Below are 23,892 nucleotides of genomic sequence, written 5' to 3'. Positions count from 1 at the left end.
GACAGGCGCGATCGCTTGGCAGAGCGGGCTGCGACCTTGATAACGGCGCAGCCGGCGAAAGGTTCATGAACTGCGTTCAGGCAGCGGCGCGATAGTATTTCGCCGTCGGCAGGATGGAGAGGGGCGTCAGGCGGTTGATGGCCGGATTGCCGAACATCAGCCGCTGCTCCATCGGCGTCGAATTGTAGAACGGGAACCGCTCGAGCGTGCGGCGCATATTCTCGCCGGCAGGGATCTCGAACAGGGCGATCGGAGCAAGAACGCCCGGGAACTGCTTGGCTTCGCTCTTCTGCACGGCATTGAAGAACCGGGCATAAAAGTGAGAATGCTCGACCTTGACCGGGGTCAGCACCGAGTCCTGGCCAAAATAATTGGAGGCCACCATGGCGATCCTGAGCGTCAGGAAAGGCAGAACGCCGGGCGCCGGCGCGGCATCGGGATCGGTTGCGAAGCGGGTGCCGTCGATGAAGGTTTCCCCCCGGGCGAGCCGCGGGAGCAACACTTCCGGATAGGCGTCCACCGAAGGTGAGTATGGCTGTTCACTGGAAATATAGTGAAAGCGCAATGTGCTGACCAATTCGCCGTAACAATAGACGCCGAAGCGGTAGGAGTTGGGAAGATTATCCCAGCGATCCTCGAACATCCCGCTGGCGATCGGACCGCACATGCCTGATTTGAGGTAGGACTGATATCGAAGCCGGTAGATCGCTTCCAGATCCTCGCCCCCGGTGATGAGGCGATATTCGACATGCTCCAGGAGCTGCATCATCGTTCGGTTGAGCAGGGAATCAGCCTTTGAGCTGGCGCCAGCCGACGCACCCTTAGCCGCAGCTTCCATTATTGTCCGTCCTCGAATTCCGCCTGTGAACAAGCTATTCGAGTTGAAATGAGACACAAGCTGAAAATTCGAGATTGCTGATTTACCGTCTGTTAACCTTAATAGCTGCGATCGTTTCATCGATCTTGCCCGCGAAAAAACAAATACCGCAGCCAGCGGTGATCTGAGCCGGCCTGACGGCGGTCATCAAGATCAATCCGGATCCAGAGCTTGAAAGCGTGAGTGAATCACAGAATTATACTACGCCGGAACGGCTAACGTTTCATGAAACGCATATCCGCTCCAGACGGAAACCCGGGTTCCGTTTTTTCTGAAATTACTCTCTATTTCAGCGCAATTCCGGACGGAAAACCGCTTCGCACTTTTCCTGGATTTGCTCTTGTTTGACGCAATTCCGGACGGAAAACCGCTTCGCACTTTTCCTGGATTTGCTTCTTAGCTGGCTGTTCTTTTGCCGGCGATGTGAAGGTCCGCGGCAAACGGCCATGTGACGCTCGACATCGTCTCGATGCCCGACGCGCTGAGCGCGGCGCCGAAGAGAAAGCCCTGCACGAAGTCCGGCTTGACCAAATGAACCAGCGTCTTCAGCTGCTCGAAGGTCTCAACCCCTTCGATGGTGACCGAAAGACCCAACGTCCGGGACAGGCTGACGATGCCTTTCAGCAGATCGAGCGATTGCCGGTTCTGGTTTACATCGACCAGGAACGAGCGGTCGATCTTGATCTTGTCGAGCGGCAGCTTGTGGAGATAGCTCAGGCTGGAGTAACCGGTGCCGAAGTCGTCAAGCGCGATGCGCACGCCGAGCGCCTTCAGTTCCTCGATCGACTCGCGCGTCAGCGACTTGTCGTCGAGCAGCGCGGTTTCGGTGACCTCGATTTCGAGCCGATGCGCCGCCAGCCCCGACTTGGCCAAGGCGTCCCTGACCTTCTGGACGATGTCGCGACTGCGGAAATCCTTGGCCGACAGGTTGACCGACACGCTGGTCTGGGCCGGCCATTTGGCGCATTCGGCGCACGCGGCCTCCAGCACGAAAGTGCTGATGTCGGAGACGATGCCCATCTCCTCGGCGAGTGGAATGAAGACGCTGGGCGAGATCGGGCCGAGGTCGGCATGGTCCCAGCGGCAGAGCGCCTCGCAACTGGCGATGCGCATGGTGCTGACAGCCACGATCGGCTGGTAGACGACGCGCAATTCCCTGGCCTGCACGGCATTGCGCAGGTCGGCCTTCATCAACTGGCGATTGCGGAAGGCGGCGTCCATGGCCGCCTCGAACAGCCGCCAGCTGTTCTTGCCGAGTTCCTTGGCCTTGTAGAGGGCAAGGTCCGCCTTGACGATCATGGCGTCCGCATCGGTGTCCTTGACCCTGGAAAGCACCGCGCCACCGCTGGTCTGGATGCGCAACCCGTGGCCGGCAACGTCCACCTCGCCCTGCAGGTCCGCGAAAATCTGGTCAAGCAGGGTGCTGAGATGGCTCTCGTCCTCGACACGGTCGAAGAAGATCATGAACTCGTCGCCGCCGAAACGGCTAACGGTGATGCCCGGTCCGGCAATCGCCGCGAGGCGCTCGGCCACGGCATAGATCAGCCCGTCGCCGACCGGATGGCCGAGCGTGTCGTTGACGCTCTTGAAGTCGTCGAGATCGAGCACCGCGAGGCCGCACAGCCGGTCCTGGTCGCCAGAGGCCATCGCCTCGCCGACGAGTTCGTGGAAATAGGCGCGGTTCGGCAGCCCGGTCAAATTGTCGTAGCGCGCCATGAAGCGGATCTTTTCCTCCGCCTCGACGCGGGCCGTCACATCCTCGAAGGTGATGACGCCCAGTTCCTGGCTGCCTTCGCGGGCGGAGAACTCGTAGTGCTGGCCATTGGCCAGCGAAACGAGCACCTTGCGGTCGCGGCCTTCGCGCAAGGCGCGTGTCAGCTGCGCCTCGATGTAGCGGCAGTCTTTCGGCGCCAGCATGCCGCCGGCGACGCCGCGCATCAAAAGACCGTGGATCGAGCGCCCGAGCAAGGCATCGCCCGATTTCAGCGACATGAGGCGTGCGGCTTCGGCATTGGCCACCGCGACGCGCCCGTCCGGCCCCAGCATGACCAGGCCGTGCGACATGGTGTTGAGCGCGCGATCGAACCGGCGCGTCAGGTTCCTGGCCTGCTTGTGTCCGATGACGGCGGAGAAGAGCACGTTGCGGACATGGTCGGCACTGTTGATGGTGATGAAGGTCAGCGGGATGATCATCAGGCCGAGCAGGACGGATGGGAAATCCATGCGCAGCAGAAGTCCGAGCGCGGCCGGACCGATGAAGGTCACGGAGAAAATCCGTACCATCTGCGGGGAGCCGTAGTTGCGGCCGACAACCGTGACCAGGGTCGCGATCGTCAGCGACGTCGCGGCCAGCTCGGCGAAGGGGTCGGGGTAGACGTAGATCGAAATGAAGCACAGCGAACCCAGGCCCAGGCCCTGCAGGCTGCCCTTGAGGATATAGATGCGCTCCCACCGCCTGGCCTCTTCGACATTGGCTATGGTGCCACCTGTCTTCAGGAAGGTGCGAATGCCGAAGTAACGGAAAAGGCTGATGGAGAGCAGACCGAAAGAAAAGGCCACAAACAGCGGATTGTGCGTCCGCCAATAGATCATGAATCCGAGGATCCAGTAGCAAACGCCACCGATCACCAGCATGTGCGCGTTGTCGAACAACGACCGCACAAACTGGATATAAACATCCGCCGGGATGTTCTCGGTCTTTGTTCTACCCATGCCGTTGGCCCAACACTACGCCTTGTCATGCCACACCTGCCTTAAGAAAGGCTTAGAACGGCGCTGGGCCACGGTTGCACGGGGTTGCGACACACGGGACAGACCGGGAAATTCAGGGGGGTTGGCGCGGCGTCAACGCGCCGGCGCGATCATTCCGCTGCCCGAAGCGCAGGCTCCGCGGGGGCTTGATTCAAGCGCTCGATCAAGCGCGAGCGCTCGCCCGCCGCTTTGTTGGCGCTGGCCTGCCGGACGTGGCCGTAGCCGCGGATGAGCGCCGGCACGGAGGCCAGAGCCGTCGCGGCTTCAACCCTGCCCGGTGCCAGCGCACCGGCGATCAGGTCAAGATCGGCCTCGTACTGCCTCAATGACTGCCGCTCGATGCGCCGCTCGGCCGTATAGCCGAAAAGGTCGAAGGCGGTTCCACGCAGGCCCTTCATCGCCGCCAGCAGCCGAAAACCCTTCATCATCCACGGGCCGAAGCTCGATTTCCGGGGCTTGCCGTCACTGCCGCGCCGCCCGAGGATCGGCGGCGCGAGATGGAACTCGAGCTTCTCGTAGCTCTGGAATTGCTTGGCGAGGTCGGTGGCGAAAGTGCCGTCGGTGTAGAGCCGCGCCACCTCATATTCGTCCTTGATCGCCATCAGCTTGAAGAGGTTCCTGGCGACGGCCTCGGTCACCACGGACGAGCCGGGCACGGCCTTGGCTTCGGCGGCGCGCAACGTCGCCACGCGGTCGGCGTAACGCCTGGCATAGGCAGCGTTCTGATAGGCGGTAAGGAAAGCGACGCGGCGGGCGATCACATCGTCCAGCGTCTCAGCGGGTTTTGACGCCGGCTTGCCGGTTTGGGCGACCAGGCCACGCACGAAATCGGGCTGATGCGCGGCACGACGGCCCCAGCGGAAGGCGGCGACGTTCATCGCCACCGCCTCACCGTTCAATTCTATCGCCTTTTCAACGGCTTCGGCCGAAAGCGGCAGGCCGCCATGCTGGAAGGCGAAGCCGAGCATGAACATGTTGGCGCCGAGCGAATTGCCGAACAAGGCCGTCGCCGTGCGGGTGGCGTCGAAGAAGTGGGCCTTGTCGTCGCCGGCAGCCGCCCGGATCGCCTTCTTCAGCCGCTCGACCGGCAGCGAGAAATCGGCGGAACGGGTGAATTCGCCAGGCATGATCTCGGCGGTGTTGGCGAGGAAGATCGTGTGGCCCTCGCGCACCGCGCCCAGCACCTTCTTGGCGCCGGAGACGACGAGGTCGCAGCCGAGCACGAGATCGGCCTTGCCGGCTGAAACGCGAATGGCGTGGATGTCCTCGGGCGTCGGGGCGATGCGGACGTGGGTGAAGACCGAGCCGCCCTTCTGGGCGAGGCCGGCCATGTCGATCATGCCGCAGCCCTTGCCTTCCAGATGCGCGGCCATGCCAAGCACCGCGCCGACGGTGACGACGCCGGTGCCGCCCACCCCGTCGATGATCGCCGCCCAGCCCTGGTTGCCCATGCGGAACTCGGCCGGCACGGGCACGCCGTCGAGAGGATCGGCCCTGCCGGCAATGCCTTCGGCCTTCCTGATCTTGCCGCCATGCACGGTGACGAAGGACGGGCAAAAACCGTTGAGGCAGGAAAAATCCTTGTTGCAGCTCGACTGGTCGATCCGGCGCTTGCGGCCGAATTCGGTCTCGACCGGCTGGATGGAGACGCAGTTCGACTGCACGCCGCAATCGCCGCAGCCTTCGCAGACCAGCTCGTTGATGAAGACGCGCTTGTCGGGATCGGGGAAGGTGCCGCGCTTGCGGCGCCGGCGCTTTTCGGCGGCGCAGGTCTGGTCGTAGATGAGCACCGAAACGCCCTGCACGTCGCGCAATTCGCGCTGGACGAGATCGAGGTCGTCACGGTGATGGATGCTGATGCCGGCCGGGAAATCGGCCTTGCCGGCATATTTGTCCGGCTCGTCGGTGACGACGGCGATGCGGTCGACGCCCTCGGCTCGCACTTGTCTCGCGATCATGTCGACGGTCAGGCCACCCTCATGCGGCTGGCCGCCGGTCATCGCCACCGCGTCGTTGTAGAGGATCTTGTAGGTGATGTTGGCGCCGGAGGACAGCGCGAAGCGGATCGCCAGCACGCCGGAATGGTTGTAGGTGCCGTCGCCGAGATTCTGAAAGAGGTGGCCGCGCTTCGAGAATGGCGCCTGGCCGACCCATTGCGCGCCCTCGCCGCCCATGGCGGTGAAGCCGACGGTGTTCCTATCCATCCACAGCGCCATGAAATGGCAGCCGATGCCGGCGGCGGCGATCGAGCCGTCCGGCACCTTGGTCGAGGAATTGTGCGGGCAGCCCGAGCAGAAGAAGGGCGTGCGCGAACCGATATCGACGGTGTCGGCGAGCATCGCCTGGAACTGGCGCAGCCTCGCCAGCCGCGCGGCGATTTCTTCCGACGGGCCGATGGTGCGCAGGATCCGCTCGCCTAGCGCGATGGCGATCTCGTTCGGGTCGAGCGCGCCCTTGGCCGGAAACAGCCAATCGCCGCGCTCGTCCTTCTTGCCGACGATCACCGGCTGCGTGGCGGTGCCGTAGAGGTTCTCGCGCAGTTGCACCTCGATCAGCGAGCGCTTTTCCTCGACGACGACGATGGTGTCGAGGCCGCGGGCGAACTCGGCGATATGCTGGAAATCGAGCGGCCACGGGCAGCCGACCTTGAACAGGCGGATGCCGATGCGGTTGGCGGCCTGTTCGTCGATGCCGATATCCTCCAGCGCCTGGCGGACATCGAGATAGCTCTTGCCGATGGTGATGATGCCGAGCTTGGGATTGCGGCCGCCGGAATAGACGATGTGGTTGAGACCATTGGCCTGGATGAAGGCGGAAGCGGCGGCGCGTTTAAACTCATGCAGCCGCTCTTCCTGGCCGAGCATGTCGATCTCGTGGCGGATGTTGAGGCCGCCCGGCGGCATGTCGAATTCGGGAATGACGATGCCCAGACGCTCGATCGAGGCGTCGACGGAGGCCGTCGATTCGATGTTGTCCTTGACGCATTTGATCGCCGCCCAGGTGCCGGCGAAGCGCGACATGGCAAAGCCGTAGAGGCCGTAGTCGACGATCTCCTGGACGCCGGCCGGATTGAGGATCGGCACCATGGTGTCGACGAACAGGAATTCGGTGGCATGCGCGTTGGTCGAGGATTCGGCCATATGGTCGTCGCCCATCAAGGCGAGCACGCCGCCATGCTTCGACGAGCCGGCTAGATTGGCGTGGCGGAAGACGTCGCCGGAACGGTCGACGCCCGGTCCTTTGCCGTACCAGACCGAAAAGACGCCGTCATGCGTGCCCTCGCCCAGCAATTCGGTCTGCTGCGAGCCCCAGCAGGCGGTGGCGGCGAGCTCCTCGTTGAGGCCGGGCTGGAAGACGATGTCGGCCTGCGCGAGCTGCTTCTTGGCCCGCCACAGCTGCATGTCGAGGCCGCCAAGCGGCGAGCCGCGATAGCCGGAGACGAAGCCTGCCGTGTTGAGGCCGGCCCGGCGGTCACGCTCGCGCTGCATCAGAAGCATGCGCACGACCGCCTGCGCGCCGGACAAAAAGACGCGCTCCTTGCCAAGGTCGAACTTGTCGTCGAGCGCGACGTCGTGCAGCGTCATCAAGCATTTCCTCTGCGGAGGCGCCTCAAATCAGGCAGCCAACGTCGGAGTGGGACGCCGCAGTCTTTCTTCCCTTGCGGGAGAGGTCAAACAAAATCGCTGAGGCCAAATAACACGCAACAAACGGTCTGGCGAGCGGCCGGCGGCGCATACAAGATCATGCTAACCGCTTCCTGAGGAACAAAAATTTCGCGCGGGCGCCGGCGTTTCAGGTCGCTTTCGAACAATCCGGCTTCGGTTCGCCCGGCAGCCTGCCGTCGGGATGGCCGGCCAGATCGGAATTTAGCTCGTAGTTCGGCCCGATCACCAGCGGCCGGTCCGGCAGCATGGTCTGGTCCTCCGACGAGGTCATGGTGGTGTCGATGCTCTGCAGCAACGTGCCGCTCGCATCCTCGATGCGGATCGAGACGCTGTAGGGCTTGTCCTTGACCACGCAGGAAAGCGGCGGACTGGTGAGCGTGATGTGGGGCAGCTTCGGCCAGATCTTCTGGTTGACGATGAGCGGGTCGCCGCCTGCCGGGTTCTGGAAGCTCACTACCGCGACCTGGCCGTCGACCATCGGGCGAAGCGGCTTCAGCGTGATGACATAGGTGGCGATGGCCAGCCGATAATTGAACTCGAACAGCTTGCCGGAGATGGCAAAGAGCTGGTCGTTGCCGGTGTCGCGGCAGGCGCCGAGCGCGAATGCCGCGATCAGGGCGGCGCCGACCAGAGCCGAACGCGACAATTTCCTAAGCATTGCTGATCTCCCTGGCCGCTGTACGGCGGCGGTAATAGCGGTTTGCCTTCTGGCGGTTGCCGCAAACGGCCATGTCGCACCAGAGGCGGCTGGCGTTGCGGCTGCGGTCGACGAACAGCCAGCTGCAATTGGGACAGATCCTCAGCCTCGCCACCGTTTCGTCGCGCAGCAGCGACAGGGCCGAAACGGCCAAAGCCGCCTCGAAGGCGATCGGTGTTTGCGGATCGCCGAAAGGCTGGCCAGGCGTTCCGATCTCGGTCTCGCTGCCGGACAGGCCGCCGGCGCAGGCCGTGAGGAAATCCGGCAGGTGGCTGGTCGCGAGCGCGCCGTTCGACACGGCGTGGCGAAACAGGCGATCGGTCGCTTCGCGGATCGAGATGACGATTGGCTTTATCTCGCCCGGCTCCGGCGCCCGCAGCCGGCGGCCGCCGAGCTCGGCGGCGCGAAAGCCGCTCGCCGCTTCGGCGAAACGGGCGATCTCGGCCGGTTCGTCGAACCGGTCGAAGGTTTTTTCCGGATCATTGCGCAATACGACGGTGTTCGCCGTATCGAGCGCAAGGATGCCACCGGTGAAACGATGCGGGGTCCAGGAGACTGTCATGCGCGGAAATCTAACCGATAAAACGCATTTGACAAGTTAGATTCCGAATGCAACGGTCCGTGCAGGGTCGCGTCATGCGACCCGTGGGATGCCGCATGCTCTATTTCTTCCAGCAGGTGCTGAACGGGCTGCATTCGGGCGCGCTCTATGCCCTGCTCGCCTTCGGCTATGTGCTGACCAACGGCATCCTGCATCGGACCAACCTCGCCTATGGCGCGCTGTTCGCCTTTTGCGGCCAGACGATGATCCTGACGGCCGCTTTCGGCTACCAGGCGCTGTGGCTGACGCTGGCCGCCGCGGTGGCGCTTGGCGTGGTCGCAGCCGTTCTTTATGCGGCGCTGATCAGCCATGTGTTGTCGCGCAGCGTTTTCGAGAGGCTCGCCGACCGCTCGCCCAACGCCATCGTGGTGACGACGCTCGGCATCCTGCTCTTCCTGTCGGAGGCGAGCCGCATCGCCGCCGACACGCACGATCTCTGGCTGCCGCCGATGCTCGCCAACCCCGTGATCTTCGCTGAGGGCGACGGCTTCAAGGTCACGCTCACCGTCATCCAGCTGCTCGATTGCGCGGGCGTGATCGCGGTGGTGGCGCTGGCGGCCTGGCTGTTTTCGCATTCGCGCTTCGGCCGTGCCTGGCGCGCCGTCTCCGACGATCCGAAAGCGGCGGCGATGTGCGGTGTCGATGTGCGCGCTGTGTTCCGCCTTGCCGTGCTGTTCGGGGGCTTTTGCGCCGCCCTGGCCGGCGTGCTTGCCGGCTTCTATTACGGCAATGTCTCCTTCGGCACCGGGCTGATCTACGGCCTCAAGATCCTGTTCGTGACGGCGGTCGGGGGCTATCTGTCGCCGCTCAAGGCGGCGCTTGGCGCCGCGGCTTTCGGCATGGCGGAATCGCTTTGGGCCGGCTATTTTCCGCTCGAATGGCGCGACGCCTGGATCTATCTCTTCCTCGTCGCCATGCTGGTGCTGATCGGCGCCGGGCGCGACCAGGCCAAGATCGCCTGAACCATCAGACTTTGGTTGCATGACGTTCGGTGAGCCCGCGGGGTTTCCGCCGTCGTGCCCGCTTCGTCCTGCCTGTCATGTTGACCTGCCGGACCACGCACTGCATACCGTTGGGCCAAGCGACGCGACACCGGAGGGGGAATCGGGCGCGCCGCATGGCCAGGGAGGATATGCATGGCAGGGCTGCTCGCTCTATCCAGGACGGTCGACCGCATCAACGAGTTCATCGGCCGCTGGGTCTCCTGGCTGATCCTGCTCGCGATCCTGGTGAGCGCCGGCAATGCCGTCATCCGCAAGGTGTTCGACACGTCCTCCAACGCGTGGCTGGAGTTGCAGTGGTACCTGTTCGGCGCCGCCTTCATGCTGGCCGCCGCCTACACGCTGAAGCAGAACGATCATATCCGCATCGACATCGTCTACGGCATGCTCTCGCGGCGCGTGCAGCACTGGATCGACCTGCTCGGCCACCTGTTCTTCCTGATGCCCTTCGTGGTGCTGATGGTGATCTATTTCGTGCCCTATGTGTCGCTGTCCTTCCGCAGCGGCGAGATGTCGACCAATGCCGGCGGCCTGATCGTGTGGCCGGCCAAGGCCATCCTTCTGGTCGGCTTCTTCCTGCTTGCTCTGCAAGGGGTTTCCGAGATCATCAAGAAGATCGCCATCATACACGGCGACATGGAGGATCCCAATCCTTTCGTGTCGGCGCACGACCAGGCCAAGCTCGAGGCGGAAGCGCTGGCCGAAGAGGCCAAGGCGATCGCGGGCGAGGTCCGCCCGTGATCGAATTCATCGCGCAGAACATGGCGCCGATCATGTTCGCCTCGCTGGTCATCTTTCTTTTGATCGGCTACCCGGTCGCCTTCTCGCTCGCCGCCAACGGCCTGCTGTTCTTCTTCATCGGCGTGCTGGTCTCGCCCTATTCAGGCGGGTCGATCAACCTTGCCTGGCCGCTGCTGCATGCGCTGCCGGACAATTTCTACGGCACCAGGGTGATGTCCAACGACACGCTGCTGGCGATACCCTTCTTCACCTTCATGGGCATCGTGCTCGAGCGGTCCGGCATGGCCGAGGATCTGCTCGACACGATCGGCCAGCTGTTCGGGCCGATCCGCGGCGGGCTTGCCTATGCGGTGGTCTTCGTCGGCGCGCTGCTCGCCGCCACGACCGGCGTGGTCGCCGCTTCCGTCATCGCCATGGGGCTGATCTCGCTGCCGATCATGCTGCGCTACGGCTATGACCGCCGTGTGGCTTCCGGCGTCATCGCTGCCTCCGGCACGCTGGCGCAGATCATCCCGCCGTCGCTGGTGCTGATCGTGCTTGCCGACCAGTTGGGACGCTCGGTCGGCGACATGTATGCCGGCGCCCTGATCCCCGGCCTCGTGCTGACCGGTCTCTACATGCTCTACATCCTGGTCATGTCGATCGTCCGGCCGAACTCGATGCCTGCGCTGCCGCTCGAAGCCCGTACGCTCGGTCACGGCGTGATATCTCTGCTGGTGGCACTTGCGGTGACGGGCGCGATTTCCTACGCGGCCTACCGCTACCTTGCGCCGAACCACGGCGACAATGCCGATATCCTCGGCTTTGCCATCGGCGTCGTCGTCATCTATGTCGTCGCCATCGCGGACCAGCGGCTGGGACTCAACCTCATGTCCAAGCTGGCGCAGCAGGTGGTGATCGTGCTGATCCCGCCGCTGGCGCTGATTTTCCTGGTGCTGGGCACGATCTTCCTCGGCATCGCCACGCCGACCGAAGGCGGCGCCATGGGCGCCGTCGGCGCGCTCATCATGGCGGCGATGAAAGGCCGCCTGACGATGGACGTCGTCAACCAGGCGCTGGCCTCGACGACCCGGCTTTCCGCCTTCGTGCTGTTCATCCTGATCGGCGCGCGCGTGTTCTCGCTCACCTTCTACGGCGTCAACGGCCATATCTGGGTCGAGCATCTGCTGATCTCGCTGCCGGGCGGCGAGACCGGCTTCCTGATCGGCGTCAACATCCTGGTCTTCGTGCTCGCTTTCTTCCTCGATTTCTTCGAGCTCGCCTTCATCATCGTGCCGCTCTTGGCGCCGGCCGCGGACAAGCTCGGCATCGACCTGATCTGGTTCGGCGTGCTGCTTGGCGTCAACATGCAGACGAGCTTCATGCATCCGCCCTTCGGCTTCGCGCTGTTCTATCTGCGTTCGGTGGCGGCCCGCGTGCCTTACCTCGACCGGATCACCGGCAAACAGATCGCGCCGGTCACAACGGGGCAGATCTATTGGGGCGCGGCGCCGTTCGTCCTGATCCAGGTGATCATGATCGGGCTCACCATCGCCTTCCCGCAAATGGTCATGCGCTACAAGGGAAATGCCGTGGAGCCAAGCACCATCGACCTCAAGCTGCCGGACATGCCTTCGCTGTCGCCGCTCGGCACGCCGCCAGCGGACAATGGCGCGGCTCCGGCCAATGGCGGCGCGCCGGCGGCACCCGGGACGCCCGACCTGTCGCAACCGCCGAGCTTCGGCGACGCGCCGGCCAAGCCGGCCCCCGCGCCCGATCTCTCGCAGCCGCCCAAATTCAATTGAGGTTATCGCCATGAGAGCCATCCGGCTGGAGGCAGTGGGCAGCATAGGGTTGCGAGAGGTCCCCAAACCCGTTCCCGGGCCCGAGGACGTTCTCGTGCGCATCGAAGCCTGCGGCGTCTGTGGCACCGACCGGCACCTCTTCCATGGCGAATTTCCCTGCACGCCGCCGGTGACGCTCGGCCATGAGTTCTCCGGCATCGTCGAAGCTGTCGGCGAGGCGGTGTCAGACATTGCCGTCGGCGACCGGGTCACCGGCGATCCGAACATAGCCTGCGGACGCTGCGCCCATTGCCATGCCGGCCGCGTCAATCTCTGCGGCAATCTGAGCGCCATCGGCATCCACCGCGACGGCGGCTTTGCCGACTATGTGCTGATGCCGCAGAAGCAGGCCTTCCGGCTGCCGGCAAATCTCAAGCCGACGCATGGCGCCTTCTGCGAGCCGCTGGCCTGCTGCCTGCACGGCATCGACCTTGCCGCGATCCGGCCGGGTTCGTCGGTGGCGGTGCTCGGCGGCGGCGTCATCGGCCTGCTCGTCGTTCAGCTGGCCAAGCTGGCGGGCGCGGCGACCATCATCCTGTCGACCAGACAGGCCTCGCGCCGTACGCTCGCCGAAGAGCTCGGCGCGACCGCGACTGTCGATCCAAGTGCCAGCGACCCAATCGCGGCCATCGCCGGGCCGACTGGCCTGGCGCCCGGCGGCGTCGACGTGGTGCTGGAATGCGCCGGCGTGCGCGACACGGTCGAGCAGTCGATGCGGATGGCAAGGGCCGGCGGCACGGTCGTCATCGTCGGCGTCGTGCCGCAAGGCATGAAGGTGGAAGTCGAGCCGTTCGATCTCTTGTTTCGCGAACTGAAGGTGCTGGGTTCCTTCCTCAACCCGTTCACGCATGGACGGGCGGCTCAGCTGATCGCCTCCGGTGCGATCGAGATCGACCGGCTGATCTCGAGGCAGGTCAGCCTGGAAGAGGCGCCGGACGTAATCGCCAATCCGCCGGCGCCGGGCGAGGTCAAGGTGCTGGTGGTGCCGGGTCGAGGTTAAGACCTTCCATCGTTTGTGCCCCCAGCGCCTCTATCCAGGGGGAATTTCCAAATTGCCGAAGCCGGCGCCGCCCCTCGTCCCCCTGCCGGGACCTTCTCCCCGCATAGTGACGGGGAGAAGGGACTGGTCGCGGCCTACAGCTTGCCGTTGCGCTGCTGCACCATCATGAAGGTGTCGTAATTGTATTCTGCGACCTGGGCCCAGAGATAGTGCTCCTTGCGGAACGCCTTGATCGATTCCCAGATCTTCTTGAAGGGCGCGTTGTTGGATTCCATCTCGGCATAGACCTCGTTGGCCTTCTCGAAGCAGGCCGCCATGATCTCCTGGCTGAACGGCCTTAGCTTCGCGCCGCCGGCCACCAGCCGCCGCACCGCCGGCGGATTCACATAGTCGTATTTCTGCAGCATGTTTGCATCCGCGGCCTGCGCCGCGGTGCGCACCAGCGATTTGTAGGTCGGCGAGAGCTCTTCATATTTTGCCTTGTTGAACAGCAGGTGGACGGTCGGGCCGCCTTCCCACCAACCTGGATAGTAGTAGTAGGGCGCGACCTTGTAGAAGCCGAGCTTCTCGTCGTCATAGGGGCCGACCCATTCGGCGGCATCGATGGTGCCCTTTTCCAGCGCCGGATAGATGTCGCCGCCGGCGATCTGTTGCGGCACCACGCCGAGCTTCTCGACGACCTTGCCGGCAAAGCCGCCGATGCGCATCTTGAGACCCGACAGATCGGCGACGCTGTTGATTTCCTTGCGGAACCAGCCGCCCATCTGGACGCCGGTGTTGCCGCCCGGCAGGCCGAACAACCCTTGCGCTCCGAGGAATTCGTTGAACAGGTCGATGCCGCCGCCATGATAGTGCCAGGCGTTCATGCCGCGCGCGTTGAGCGAGAAGGGCACGGCGGCACCCAGCGCCCAGGTGGGATCCTTGCCCCAGTAATAATAGGCGACCGTATGCGCCGCTTCGACGGTGCCGGCGGCGGCGGCGTCGGCCGCCTGCAGGCCGGGCACCAATTCGCCCGAAGCGAAGACCTGGATCTGGAAATTGCCGTCGGTCGCTTCAGAAAGCATCTTGGAGAAGACTTCGGCGCCGCCATAGATCGTGTCGAGCGACTTCGGGAAGGACGACGCAAGCCGCCAGGTCACTTTCGGGTTGGACTGGGCAATGGCCGGCGTGGCAAGTGCCGCGGCCGCTGCGGCGGCGCCCACGCCGGACACGCCGGCCTTGCGAATGAATGAACGACGATCCATTAAGTTTCCTCCCTTGCGGATCAGCTGACCGATGCGAGGGCATCCTCGGTGCCCTGATCGGTTGGGGAGAAACATACACGGGCAAGAAGTCGAGTCCAGCGCCGCGGGCCGAGGTTGCCGCCATTCCGCAACGCCTGCAACTATAGTCTAACGTTCTCTTCGCTGGCCTATCTGAGGCGGCCAAACTTGCCATGGAAAAGCCGCGACGGATCGCTTATTTTATAGGCAGGACAAATCCTTGGTCTGATGGAAACCAAACCCAAAATGCAGCAGCCGCTCGTCGCCGTCTCGACCGACGTCCGCCAGTTCGACAATTACACCTGGCACGCAGCCCCCCAGCAATATCTGGAAGCCGCAGTCGCGGGCGCCGGCGTGTTCCCCTTGCTGGTGCCGTCCTTCGGCGATCGGCTCGACCTCGATGAATTGCTGTCGTCGGTCGATGGCGTCATGGTGACCGGTTCGAAGTCCAATGTGCATCCTTCGCTCTATGGCGGGGACCCGAGCGAGGCCAACGGCCCTTACGATCCGGCGCGCGACGCCACGACGCTGCCGCTGATCCGCAAGGCGATCGAGCGCGGCGTGCCGCTTTTAGCCATCTGCCGCGGCATCCAGGAACTGAACGTTGCGCTCGGCGGCACGCTGGGCACCGAAATCCAGGAGCGCGAGGGCTCGCTCGACCACCGCGCGCCGGTGAGCGACAATCAGGACGAGCGCTTCGGCATCCACCAGACGATTTCGATCAAGCCCGGAAGCTGCCTTGCCGGCGTATTCGGCGCCGGCGAAATCAAGGTGAATTCCCTGCATCGCCAGGCGATCGACCTGCTGGGCTCCAGGCTCCAGGTCGAGGCCTTGGCTGGCGACGGCACGATCGAAGCGGTTTCCGTCAAGGATGCCCGCGCCTTCGCGGTCGGCGTGCAATGGCACCCCGAATACTGGGTGAAGTCGGACAGCAATTCCGCCAAGATTTTTCGCGCATTCGGCGATGCCGTACGCCTGCATGCGGCCGCGAAAACAAGTGCCCGCGCCGCGGCAGAGTAAGCTCGGACAGTTCCGCGGTTATTCGCCCGTGTTCAGCGCCAGAATCGGTGCGACCGGCGCGTAGGATTCGTAGCCGTCGCCATCGGCAACGCCGAAGGTGACGATCGGGTCGACGCCGTTCTCGCTGAAGGCGACCGAGCCGTCCGTCTGTTCGCGCCAGAATTTCGCGTGCTCGATGCCAGGCATCAGCTTGCGGCAATTCGGGGCGACGGAAAGCAACGACAGGCCGTCCGAGACTTCGGCGCCGCGGTGGATGGCGCAGGCCGCCTCATCGCCATTGGCGGTCAACCGGTAAGTGTTTGTCGGGGCGACTTCCGTGGCCACGCTTTGGCCGTTGCCGCCATGCAGGAACTGAACGCCCCCGAACAACGCGACCGACGCCACCAGGCCAACGAACAGCTTCACCCTGTCTCTCCGCACATAACCAAGTATGCAGAATCATTCCAAAGGGTTAAGTGGGCGTTAATAGATGTGGCGACGTGTGCGGATTGGAGCAATCCCAGGCCGGGCTTCCGTCCGGAATGCACCAAAACAAAGAGATAGGCCGTTCGCCGTTTCATGAAACGGCGAAACGCTTCAGGCGCGCGCCTCGACGTTGAGCGTCTCAGGCACCGGCGTCAGCGGCCGGCGCTCGGTAAACCACGACACGAGGTTGTCGACGCACAGATCGGCCATGGCGCGACGGGTGTGGTCCGACGCCGAGCCGACGTGCGGCAGAAGCGAGGTGTTGGGAGCGTCGAGCAGAGCCTGCGGCACGTTCGGCTCATCGGCAAAGACGTCGAGCCCGGCGGCCGCGATGGTGCCGCTCTTGAGGGCGGCGGCCAGCGCCGCCTCATCCACCGTCGAGCCGCGGCCGATGTTGACCAAGACGCCGTCCGAACCCAGCGCCGACAGGATCGCGGCATTGATCGCTTTCTCCGTGGCGGCACCGCCCGGGGCAATGCAGACCAGCGTGTCGACGGCTTCGGCGAGGCCTTTGAGCGTGGCATGATATTCGTAAGGCAGGCCTTCGACCTTGCGGCGGTTGTGGTAAGCGATCGGCAGGCCGAAGGCTTCAAGGCGACGGGCGACGGCACGGCCGATGCGGCCCATGCCGAAAATGCCAATGCTGCGGCCGCGCAAGGTAAGCCGGCTCAGACGATAATTGCCCTTCTCCACCCAGTCGCCGTCGCGCAGCCATTTCTCCGCGGTGTAGAGCTCGCGCACGGTGTTGATCAAAAGGCCAATGGCGGTGTCGGCGACCTCCTCGGTCAAGACGTCGGGCGTGTTGGTGACCATGATGCCGCGCTTGGCCGCATGATTGGCGTCGACCGAATCATAGCCGACGCCGAAGCTGGCGATGATCTCGAGATCGGGCAGCGCGTCGATCATCGCCGCGTCGATGCCTGCGTAGGAGGCGATGCCACGCACCGTGGCGCGCATCTCGTCCGTCACCAGCCCAGGGTCGGCGCGTTCGATCCGCACAAGCTTGAACGCCTTGTCGATGCGGCCGACGGCATGGTCGTTGAAATCACCCGGCACCAGGATGGCCACCGGCAATTTTCCCTCGGCCTTGGTCATGCACGCTCCACCGGCTTGCCGGTCGACTGCCGCACGTGCAGTTCCGGCTTGATCAGCTCCTGCGAGGGCCGCACCGCCTGCCCGTTCAATTTGTCGAGCAAGGCGCTCGCGGCGCGGCGGCCGACCTCGCGCTGGCCGTTCCAGACCGTGGTCAGGGCCGGCGTCGCGATCGCCGCCTCCTCGAGATCGTCATAGCCGGTCACGGAAATATCGACGCCCGGCACGAGGCCGGCGCGCGCGATACCGTTCATCAGCCCGATCGCGACCAGATCGTTCCAGCAGCAGGCGGCGGTGGGCCTGTCCTTCAGCGCCAGAAACTGTCCCGCGGCCTCGAAACCCGCCTGCTTGGTGCGCGGCCCGGGAATGCGCCAGGACGGCTTCACTTCCAGGCCGGCCGCTTCCATCGCGTTGAGATAGCCCTGGTAGCGGTCGCGGCCGGTCGAGGTCTGGTCGGTGCCGCCGACCATGGCGATGCGCTTGTGGCCGAGCGAGATCAGATGATTGGTGGCGAGTGCGGTGCCATAGGCATCGTCGCCGCGGAACACCGGCACGCCGGCGCCGGCGACGGTGCGCGCGATCAGCACGGCCGGCAGGCCGTTTTCCTCGGCCATTATGATGTCCTCGGCCGGCGTGCCGATGGCCGGCGACATGATGACGCCGTCGGCGCCGAGCTGCAGCAACGTGTCGATGAAGGTGCGCTGCTTTTCCAACTGGTCGTAGTGGTTGGACAGGATGAAGGTCTGGCGGCTGCGATCGAGCTCGCTTTCGATCGAGCGCAGGATCTCGGCGAAGAACGGATTCATGATGTCGTGCACGACGACGCCGACGATGCCGGAGCGCGAGGTGCGCAGCGAGGCGGCGCGGCGGTTGTAGATATAGCCGATGGCGCGGGCGTGCTCCTTGATGCGCTCGCGCGTGGCGCCGGCCACCAGCGGGCTGTCGCGCAGCGCCAGCGACACCGTTGCCGTGGAGACGCCGAGCGCATCCGCGATCGTCGAAAGCTTGATCTTCTGTGCCAGTGCCCTTCGCTCCCCAGGGTCCTTGGATTCAAAGTCTTTAAATTTTTTAAAACGGCCTTATGCCACCGGATTCGGCGCAAATCAAAGTTTTTTCGCCAGCGCCTCGGCTTCGGTGTCGAGCGAGGCGGAGTTGCGGACGCGAAGCCGATGTTCGCGGTGGATGATGTAGAGGCCGCTGGCAACAATGATGGCAGCACCCAGCAACGTCCAGCGATCGGGGAACTGGTGGAAGATCAGCCAGCCGGAAATGATCATCCACACCATCTGCGAATAGGGATAAGGCGCGAGCTGCGTCGTGGTCGCCAGACGATAGGCCCGGACCAGCAAATAGTGGCCGCCCGCCCCGAAGACGCCCAGCATCAGGACGACGAACCATTGAAAGCCGCCGTGCGGCAGCGCAGGCGAGAAGGCAAGCATCGGGGCCAGCAACACCGACGGCGCCAGCGCCGAGAACAGGATCAGGCTTTCCGACGTTTCCGTCGCCGACATGCGCCGCGTCATGATGACGTAGAAACTGTTCGACAGCATCGAGCAGAGCGCGAAGAGATGGCCGATGCCGAACACGCCGACGCCGGGCCGGGTGATGACCAGAACACCGACAAAGCCGGTGAGGATCGCCAGCCAGCGCCGCCAGCCGGCCCATTCGCCGAGCAGCGGCCCGGCAAGCGCGGTGATGACCATCGGGCCGAAGAAATAGATCGACGTTGTCTCGGCCAGCTGCAGCGTCTTGAGCGCCAGGATGTTGAACATGGTCGAGCCGAAAAGCATGCATCCGCGCAAAATATGCGCCGGCAGGTTGTTAGCGCGAAAACGTGCCGGCTCGCGCCAGCCGCGCAAGAAAAGGCCGACCAACAGCACATGAACGGTGAAGCGGGTCCAGGCGACGATCAACGCCGAGACGCCGGCCAGCACCAGATATTTGCTGGAGGTGTCGAGAAAGGTGAAGCAGACATAGACGCAAAGCATCAGAAGCATCGCCGCGGGCGGCGTTGCGCTGTCGTCTTGGGTTCGGGAAACGGACAAATTCGGGCCGAAAGGAAACAAAGGCGGAAGCCCAACCTTTGCGGCAATCAAAGCTTGCCGGCAAGCCAATTGTCCGACGTGGCCGGACCAAAAGCGGCCGCTGCAACAACGCCCCGGCGTTCAGCCATGCATTCGGGCGCCCTTGGTGATCTTGTCGACGAGCTTTTTGTCCCCGCGCAAGGCGATACCAACGATCCTGGCATCGTCCGGCGCGAATTCGGCGAAGACGGCGCGGTTGGCGGCATCATGGCCGGTCGAAAACATTTCCTCGACATAGGCTGACGTCGTCACGCCGCGCTCCAATGCCCTGCGATGGATCGTGCCCAGCGTCGCCGCATCGGCCGACAGGACGATGACCGGCTGGATCGACATCGGGTTGTAGAGGTTGCCGGCATGGTCGCGATAGGGCTCGCCTATGATCTCGGGGAATTGCGCGACGATGCCGCTGGTCAGGAACGCGGTGACGTTGAGCTTCTGCCACACGGGCAGATCCTCTCTCAGGACAATTGCAATTTTCGTATCGAACACCAAGATTGAAACTCCGGGACTGCCCATGACGGGCGGGGAAAGGCGATGGCGCAGGCTCTAGGCGCAGAAGCGAAGGAAGGTCTTGAACGTTCGTGCGCGGATGCGGCCAACGGCGATCGCATCGTGTCGGCGCCGGGCGGCTCGGGCCTCGAACGCATCGAGGCGCGTTTCCACGGCAACGCCTTCGAGCTGCATCGCCACGACACCTATGCCATTGGCGTGACGTTGCAGGGCGTGCAGCGCTTCCACTATCGCGGCGCGCTGCGGCACAGCCTGCCGGGCCAGGCGATCGTGCTGCATCCGGATGAATTGCACGATGGCGGCGCCGGAACAGAAGACGGCCTGCGCTACCGAATCCTGTATCTGGAGCCGTCCCTGCTGCTTGATTGCCTCGATGGCGAGCCGCTGCCTTTCGTCCGTGACGCCGTGGTCGACGATCCGGCGTTGCGCGACACGCTGCTCTCGGCGCTGGCGCCGCTGGACGAAGCACTCGGCGACCTGTTCGTGGCGGATTTCGTTGCGCAGCTGGCGCAACAGCTGAAACGCCACGCCGGGCAGCCGGCAAAGTCGACAGGCAAGACCGCATGGCGCGCCGCCGCGCTTGCCCGCGACTATCTGGAGGAGAATGCCGAGCGGCCGGTGCGCTCCGATGAGCTGGAAGCCGTTACCGGCCTCGACCGTTACGCGCTCTCGCGCCATTTTCGCGCCACCTATTCGACCAGCCCGCATCGCTTCCTGCTGATGCGGAGACTGCAAAGGGCGCGACGCATGATTGCCGAGGGAGAGTCGCTGGCGGAGATCGCCGCCGCCGCCGGTTTCAGCGACCAGAGCCATTTCAACCGGCATTTCAAGAAGGCTTTTGGATTGACGCCGGGGCGCTGGGCGGCGCTGGTAAGCGCGTAAGCGCGATGCCCAGCATCGTCGCTTAACCGCGAGACGTCCGGTGATGGCGCTCAGGCGCGACGCGCAGCGTCGTCGCTCTTTCCGCTAAGCCGGTGTGTGGAGCGACGATGCTGCGCATCGCGCTTGGATCGCTCGAGACGACGCTATCGCGTCGCTCGTTAATGGGAACGCCGCACGGTTGAGCGACGACGCTTCCGCGTCGCGCTTAATCATCCATCTCCGCGTCGTCATCCATGAGCACCAGGTCTTCGTTCGACAGGTTCGCCTCGATACGGGCGAGCAGCTTGAACAGCGCTTTCTGGTCCTTCTTGTCGAGGCCCTTCAGCGCCTGCTTCTCGGTCTTCTTGACCGACTTCTCGATGGCGCGGATGGTCTCGCGGCCGGACTCGGTGAGGAAGATGTGGGCCTGGCGGGCATCGGAGTTGGAAGCTCGCTTTTCAAGGAAACCCTGGGCCTGCAGCCGGTTGATGGTCTTGGTGATGGTCGGCGGACGCACGCCGAGCCGGCCGGCGAGATTGCCTGGGGTCTGGCCGTCCTCGCGGTCCAACGCCAGCATGATCTGGTCCTGGCCGGCATAGAAGCCGTGCGCCAGAAGCCGCGCGGCGAGCGCCGTTCGCGCGAGCCTTGCCGCCGAATGCAGCCGGCTCATTGTCGCTGTCTTGTCCGCCTTGGCCATGGTCGTTCCCTCTTCAGCCGAACCGGCGCGGGCAAGCATAGAGGCTGTCCGGCGGCTGGCAAATGACGATTTAAAGAGTCCGGCTTTGCAGAACGCTTTGCCGGCAAGCATTGCGGTGCCCGCGCAGGTGATGCCAGATGTTTATTTCAGTTAGATGACAAACGACTTTTGCGACGGCGAGATTCACGGCGGAAGCCGGCCAGAGCCATTGGACGCTCACGCGGCGCCGCCGTTTGGCCCGCATGGGCCGCCGCCGATCGATCCTCGGCGCCATCCCGGCTGAAGCGGCCGCCTGGCCCATCGGTTTGGCGCGTGCAAAAGCGCGGCACCCATCCTATATGAGGCCGACAACCCAAGATTTTCGAGGCCAAGATTTCGAGGCAAGCCATGAGCGATGCACAGACGCAAATCCCCGTAACCGTTCTCACCGGCTATCTCGGCGCGGGCAAGACGACGCTGCTCAACCGCATCCTGTCGGAGAACCACGGCAAGCGCTACGCCGTCATCGTCAACGAGTTCGGCGAGATCGGCATCGACAACGACCTGATCGTCGAATCCGACGAGGAAATCTACGAGATGAACAATGGCTGCGTGTGCTGCACGGTGCGCGGCGATCTGATCCGTGTCGTCGAGGGCCTGATGAAACGCCCTGGCCGCTTCGACGCCATCGTCGTCGAGACCACGGGTCTCGCCGATCCGGTGCCGGTGGCGCAGACGTTCTTCATGGACGACGACGTGCGCACCAAGACCAAGCTCGACGCGGTTGTGGCGCTGGTCGACGCCAAGCACCTGCCGCTGCGCTTGAAGGATTCCAAGGAGGCCGAGGACCAGATCGCCTTCGCCGACGTGGTGGTGCTGAACAAGACCGACCTTGTCACGCCTGACGAGCTGGAAAAGGTCGAAGCGACGATCCGCGCCATCAACCCGGCGGCCAGGATCCATCGCACCCAGCGCTCCGGCGTGGCGCTTAGCGAAGTGCTCGACCGCGGTGCCTTCGACCTGTCGCGCGCGCTGGAGAACGATCCGCACTTCCTCGACGCGGACGACCACGACCACGACCACCATCATCATGACGGCCACGATCATCACCATCACCACCATGCTTCCGACATCCACGACGTGACGGTGAAGTCGGTGTCGCTGCGCGGCGGCGAGATGGACCCGAAGAAATTCTTCCCCTGGATCGAGAAAGTGACCCAGATGGAAGGGCCTAACATCCTGCGGCTGAAGGGCATCATCGCGCTGAAGGGCGACGAGGACCGCTATGTGCTGCAGGGCGTGCACATGATCCTCGAGGGCGATCACCAGCGCGCCTGGAAGGACGGCGAGAAACACGAAAGCCGGCTGGTCTTCATCGGCCGCGATCTCGACGCCGAGCGGTTGCGCAAGAGTTTTGAAGCCTGCCAAGCGGCTTGATTTCCTGACTTTCAGGCGCTAGCGCTGCCCCTTCGTCCTTCTCTCCTTGTGAGAGAAGGTGGCCTCGCGAAGCGAGGTCGGATGAGGGGGTGCTTGGCAGCGACGGCGATCCGTCACCCACCCCTCATCCGTCTTGGCGCTACGCGCCAATCCACCTTCTCCCACAAGGGGAGAAGGTGGAGCCACACCCAGCCGCGCTGGCTAATCTCGAACGGACCGCTTGCATGCCCACAGTCGCCCCGCTTGATCTCGAAGGCCATTGCGTTGCGGCGGTGTTCCTCAACGACGTGCCGCATTTCGCTTTGGCCGACGGCGCGATCCACCGGTTGGACAATGGACAAAAGACGGTGCAGGCCAATGACGGCCTGCTTGCCACCTTCCACGACGCGGCCAACGACCGGCTGATCACCGGCGGCGAGGACGGCAAGGTGTTTGCCGTGAAGGCCTGTGGGGAGGTGAATGAACTCGCCAATGCGGGCAGGAAATGGGTCACCAGCGTCAGCGCCGGACCACAGGGCGCGATCGCCTGTGCCTCGGGCAAGACCGCCTTCGTGCGTTTCGCCGACGGCAAGATCAAGGAATTTACCCATCCGCGCTCGGTGGAGGGGCTCGCCTTCTCGCCCAAGGGGATGCGTTTCGCCGTCGCCCGCTACAATGGCGCGACGCTGCATTTCCCGGCCGCCGAGGGCAAGCCGGTGGAGCTCGAATGGGCCGGCGCCCATACCGGCATCACCTTTTCGCCGGACGGCGCCTTCCTCGTCACCACCATGCAGGAAAACGCGCTGCATGGCTGGAAGCTTGCCGACGGCAAGCACATGCGCATGAGCGGCTATCCGGGCAAGGTGAAAAGCCTGTCCTGGAGCGTGAAGGGCAAATGGCTGGCGAGCTCGGGCGCGCCGGCGGCGATCGTCTGGCCCTTCGCCAGCAAAGACGGGCCGATGGGCAAGGCGCCGCTGGAGCTCGGCACGCGCGGCAACACCATGGTGACATGCGTCGCCTGCCATCCGAGCCAGGATGTCGTGGCGATCGGCTACGAAGACGGCATGGTGATCGCGGCGCGCTTCGCCGACGCCAAGGAGGTGCTGCTGCGTCGCCCCGGCAAGGGCGCCGTCACCTCCATGATGTGGGACAAGGAAGAGCGACGCATCGTGTTCGGCAGCGCGGCCGGCGATTGCGGCGTGATCGATATTACGGGGTGAGGCAGTAGGGAATAGGGAATAGGCAGTAGGGAAATAGAAAAAGAGCTCTACTGCCTACTGCCTATTCCCTAATCCCTACTGCCTGATCCAACGTCCGCCCCCGACGCGGCCAATTGCGGTTTTGCAAACC

19 protein-coding genes and 1 pseudogene are annotated in these 23,892 nt (G+C 64.0%); 8 read left to right on the top strand and 12 right to left on the bottom strand.

Features of this window, described 5'->3' with window-relative positions:
- Positions 1-76 precede the first annotated feature (76 nt).
- From FJW10_RS10860 to FJW10_RS10840, 5 genes and pseudogenes are all read right to left on the bottom strand, one after another.
- Complete coding sequence (locus FJW10_RS10860) at positions 77-958, bottom strand: hypothetical protein (RefSeq protein ID WP_246674206.1); 882 nt, start codon at positions 956-958, stop codon at positions 77-79.
- A 315-nt stretch (positions 959-1,273) separates the two neighbouring features.
- The gene (locus tag FJW10_RS10855) at positions 1,274-3,589 is read right to left on the bottom strand and encodes an EAL domain-containing protein (protein ID WP_140832084.1); all 2,316 of its coding nucleotides are present in this window, start codon (positions 3,587-3,589) and stop codon (positions 1,274-1,276) included.
- A 149-nt stretch (positions 3,590-3,738) separates the two neighbouring features.
- A pseudogene (locus FJW10_RS10850) lies at positions 3,739-7,224 on the bottom strand (indolepyruvate ferredoxin oxidoreductase family protein); the annotation flags it as partial.
- A 196-nt stretch (positions 7,225-7,420) separates the two neighbouring features.
- A complete protein-coding gene (locus FJW10_RS10845) occupies positions 7,421-7,951 on the bottom strand; it encodes a hypothetical protein (protein ID WP_140650640.1) in 531 nt (176 codons plus the stop codon).
- On the bottom strand, positions 7,944-8,552 hold the full coding sequence (locus FJW10_RS10840) for a CGNR zinc finger domain-containing protein (RefSeq protein ID WP_140900092.1): 609 nt from the start codon (positions 8,550-8,552) through the stop codon (positions 7,944-7,946). Before FJW10_RS10840 ends, FJW10_RS10845 begins: the two co-directional genes overlap by 8 nt.
- A 95-nt stretch (positions 8,553-8,647) precedes the next feature.
- On the opposite strand from FJW10_RS10840, the gene FJW10_RS10835 reads away from it, so the two are divergent.
- From FJW10_RS10835 to FJW10_RS10820, 4 genes are all read left to right on the top strand, one after another.
- On the top strand, positions 8,648-9,553 hold the full coding sequence (locus tag FJW10_RS10835; RefSeq protein ID WP_140900091.1) for a branched-chain amino acid ABC transporter permease: 906 nt from the start codon (positions 8,648-8,650) through the stop codon (positions 9,551-9,553).
- A gap of 174 nt (positions 9,554-9,727) precedes the next feature.
- Complete coding sequence (locus tag FJW10_RS10830) at positions 9,728-10,333, top strand: TRAP transporter small permease subunit (RefSeq protein WP_140900090.1); 606 nt, start codon at positions 9,728-9,730, stop codon at positions 10,331-10,333.
- Positions 10,333-12,117: a TRAP transporter large permease subunit gene (locus FJW10_RS10825; protein WP_140900232.1), complete on the top strand. Its 1,785-nt coding sequence runs from the start codon at positions 10,333-10,335 to the stop codon at positions 12,115-12,117. Before FJW10_RS10830 ends, FJW10_RS10825 begins: the two co-directional genes overlap by 1 nt.
- Before the next feature lie 10 nt (positions 12,118-12,127).
- A complete protein-coding gene (locus FJW10_RS10820; RefSeq protein WP_140900089.1) occupies positions 12,128-13,156 on the top strand; it encodes a zinc-dependent alcohol dehydrogenase family protein in 1,029 nt (342 codons plus the stop codon).
- Between the two features lie 134 nt (positions 13,157-13,290).
- On the opposite strand, the gene FJW10_RS10815 is transcribed toward FJW10_RS10820, so the two are convergent.
- Positions 13,291-14,400 (bottom strand): TRAP transporter substrate-binding protein, encoded by a 1,110-nt coding sequence (locus FJW10_RS10815; RefSeq protein ID WP_140832070.1) that lies wholly within the window; start codon positions 14,398-14,400, stop codon positions 13,291-13,293.
- A gap of 264 nt (positions 14,401-14,664) precedes the next feature.
- On the opposite strand from FJW10_RS10815, the gene FJW10_RS10810 reads away from it, so the two are divergent.
- Positions 14,665-15,438 carry a gamma-glutamyl-gamma-aminobutyrate hydrolase family protein gene (locus FJW10_RS10810; RefSeq protein ID WP_140900088.1) on the top strand — a complete coding sequence of 258 codons (774 nt, stop codon included), beginning with the start codon at positions 14,665-14,667 and terminating at the stop codon, positions 15,436-15,438.
- Positions 15,439-15,456: 18 nt separating this feature from the next.
- Here the strand turns inward: FJW10_RS10810 and FJW10_RS10805 are convergent, their stop codons facing one another.
- The 5 genes from FJW10_RS10805 to FJW10_RS10785 all read right to left on the bottom strand — a co-directional run bounded on the left by FJW10_RS10805 (position 15,457) and on the right by FJW10_RS10785 (position 19,568).
- Positions 15,457-15,843, bottom strand: coding sequence for a hypothetical protein (locus FJW10_RS10805; protein WP_140900087.1), 387 nt, complete (start codon positions 15,841-15,843; stop codon positions 15,457-15,459).
- Positions 15,844-16,014: 171 nt separating this feature from the next.
- On the bottom strand, positions 16,015-16,998 hold the full coding sequence (locus FJW10_RS10800) for a 2-hydroxyacid dehydrogenase (protein ID WP_140900086.1): 984 nt from the start codon (positions 16,996-16,998) through the stop codon (positions 16,015-16,017).
- Entirely contained in the window at positions 16,995-18,017 is a 1,023-nt protein-coding gene (locus FJW10_RS10795) for a LacI family DNA-binding transcriptional regulator (RefSeq protein ID WP_140832062.1), read from the bottom strand. Before FJW10_RS10795 ends, FJW10_RS10800 begins: the two co-directional genes overlap by 4 nt.
- A gap of 81 nt (positions 18,018-18,098) precedes the next feature.
- Positions 18,099-18,983: a DMT family transporter gene (locus FJW10_RS10790; RefSeq protein ID WP_140900231.1), complete on the bottom strand. Its 885-nt coding sequence runs from the start codon at positions 18,981-18,983 to the stop codon at positions 18,099-18,101.
- Between the two features lie 177 nt (positions 18,984-19,160).
- A complete protein-coding gene (locus FJW10_RS10785) occupies positions 19,161-19,568 on the bottom strand; it encodes a DUF2000 family protein (RefSeq protein ID WP_140832060.1) in 408 nt (135 codons plus the stop codon).
- Positions 19,569-19,613: 45 nt separating this feature from the next.
- Here FJW10_RS10785 and FJW10_RS10780 point away from each other — a divergent pair, with 45 nt between their 5' ends.
- The gene (locus tag FJW10_RS10780) at positions 19,614-20,471 is read left to right on the top strand and encodes an AraC family transcriptional regulator (protein WP_140900085.1); all 858 of its coding nucleotides are present in this window, start codon (positions 19,614-19,616) and stop codon (positions 20,469-20,471) included.
- A gap of 205 nt (positions 20,472-20,676) precedes the next feature.
- On the opposite strand, the gene FJW10_RS10775 is transcribed toward FJW10_RS10780, so the two are convergent.
- Positions 20,677-21,147: a MarR family transcriptional regulator gene (locus tag FJW10_RS10775; protein ID WP_140832056.1), complete on the bottom strand. Its 471-nt coding sequence runs from the start codon at positions 21,145-21,147 to the stop codon at positions 20,677-20,679.
- A 387-nt stretch (positions 21,148-21,534) separates the two neighbouring features.
- Between FJW10_RS10775 and FJW10_RS10770 the strand changes: the two genes are divergently transcribed.
- Both FJW10_RS10770 and FJW10_RS10765 read left to right on the top strand, forming a co-directional pair.
- Positions 21,535-22,563, top strand: a complete 1,029-nt coding sequence (locus FJW10_RS10770) for a GTP-binding protein (RefSeq protein ID WP_140832054.1) — start codon at positions 21,535-21,537, stop codon at positions 22,561-22,563.
- A gap of 224 nt (positions 22,564-22,787) precedes the next feature.
- The gene (locus FJW10_RS10765) at positions 22,788-23,762 is read left to right on the top strand and encodes a WD40 repeat domain-containing protein (protein WP_140900084.1); all 975 of its coding nucleotides are present in this window, start codon (positions 22,788-22,790) and stop codon (positions 23,760-23,762) included.
- Positions 23,763-23,892: the final 130 nt, after the last annotated feature.

Source organism: Mesorhizobium sp. B4-1-1, from assembly GCF_006439375.1.
GTDB lineage: Bacteria > Pseudomonadota > Alphaproteobacteria > Rhizobiales > Rhizobiaceae > Mesorhizobium.
Note: the sequence above shows the minus strand (reverse complement) of the source record. Positions and strands in the feature narration are given on the sequence as shown.

What these genes read in the sequence shown, in the direction of transcription:
- FJW10_RS10860 (WP_246674206.1), bottom strand. Translation starts at nt 958, where the DNA reads ATGAAACGATCGCAGCTATTAAGGTTAACAGACGGTAAATCAGCAATC.
- FJW10_RS10855 (WP_140832084.1), bottom strand. Translation starts at nt 3,589, where the DNA reads ATGGGTAGAACAAAGACCGAGAACATCCCGGCGGATGTTTATATCCAG.
- FJW10_RS10845 (WP_140650640.1), bottom strand. Translation starts at nt 7,951, where the DNA reads ATGCTTAGGAAATTGTCGCGTTCGGCTCTGGTCGGCGCCGCCCTGATC.
- FJW10_RS10840 (WP_140900092.1), bottom strand. Translation starts at nt 8,552, where the DNA reads ATGACAGTCTCCTGGACCCCGCATCGTTTCACCGGTGGCATCCTTGCG.
- FJW10_RS10835 (WP_140900091.1), top strand. Translation starts at nt 8,648, where the DNA reads ATGCTCTATTTCTTCCAGCAGGTGCTGAACGGGCTGCATTCGGGCGCG.
- FJW10_RS10830 (WP_140900090.1), top strand. Translation starts at nt 9,728, where the DNA reads ATGGCAGGGCTGCTCGCTCTATCCAGGACGGTCGACCGCATCAACGAG.
- FJW10_RS10820 (WP_140900089.1), top strand. Translation starts at nt 12,128, where the DNA reads ATGAGAGCCATCCGGCTGGAGGCAGTGGGCAGCATAGGGTTGCGAGAG.
- FJW10_RS10815 (WP_140832070.1), bottom strand. Translation starts at nt 14,400, where the DNA reads ATGGATCGTCGTTCATTCATTCGCAAGGCCGGCGTGTCCGGCGTGGGC.
- FJW10_RS10810 (WP_140900088.1), top strand. Translation starts at nt 14,665, where the DNA reads ATGCAGCAGCCGCTCGTCGCCGTCTCGACCGACGTCCGCCAGTTCGAC.
- FJW10_RS10800 (WP_140900086.1), bottom strand. Translation starts at nt 16,998, where the DNA reads ATGACCAAGGCCGAGGGAAAATTGCCGGTGGCCATCCTGGTGCCGGGT.
- FJW10_RS10790 (WP_140900231.1), bottom strand. Translation starts at nt 18,983, where the DNA reads ATGCTTTGCGTCTATGTCTGCTTCACCTTTCTCGACACCTCCAGCAAA.
- FJW10_RS10780 (WP_140900085.1), top strand. Translation starts at nt 19,614, where the DNA reads ATGGCGCAGGCTCTAGGCGCAGAAGCGAAGGAAGGTCTTGAACGTTCG.
- FJW10_RS10775 (WP_140832056.1), bottom strand. Translation starts at nt 21,147, where the DNA reads ATGGCCAAGGCGGACAAGACAGCGACAATGAGCCGGCTGCATTCGGCG.
- FJW10_RS10770 (WP_140832054.1), top strand. Translation starts at nt 21,535, where the DNA reads ATGAGCGATGCACAGACGCAAATCCCCGTAACCGTTCTCACCGGCTAT.
- FJW10_RS10765 (WP_140900084.1), top strand. Translation starts at nt 22,788, where the DNA reads ATGCCCACAGTCGCCCCGCTTGATCTCGAAGGCCATTGCGTTGCGGCG.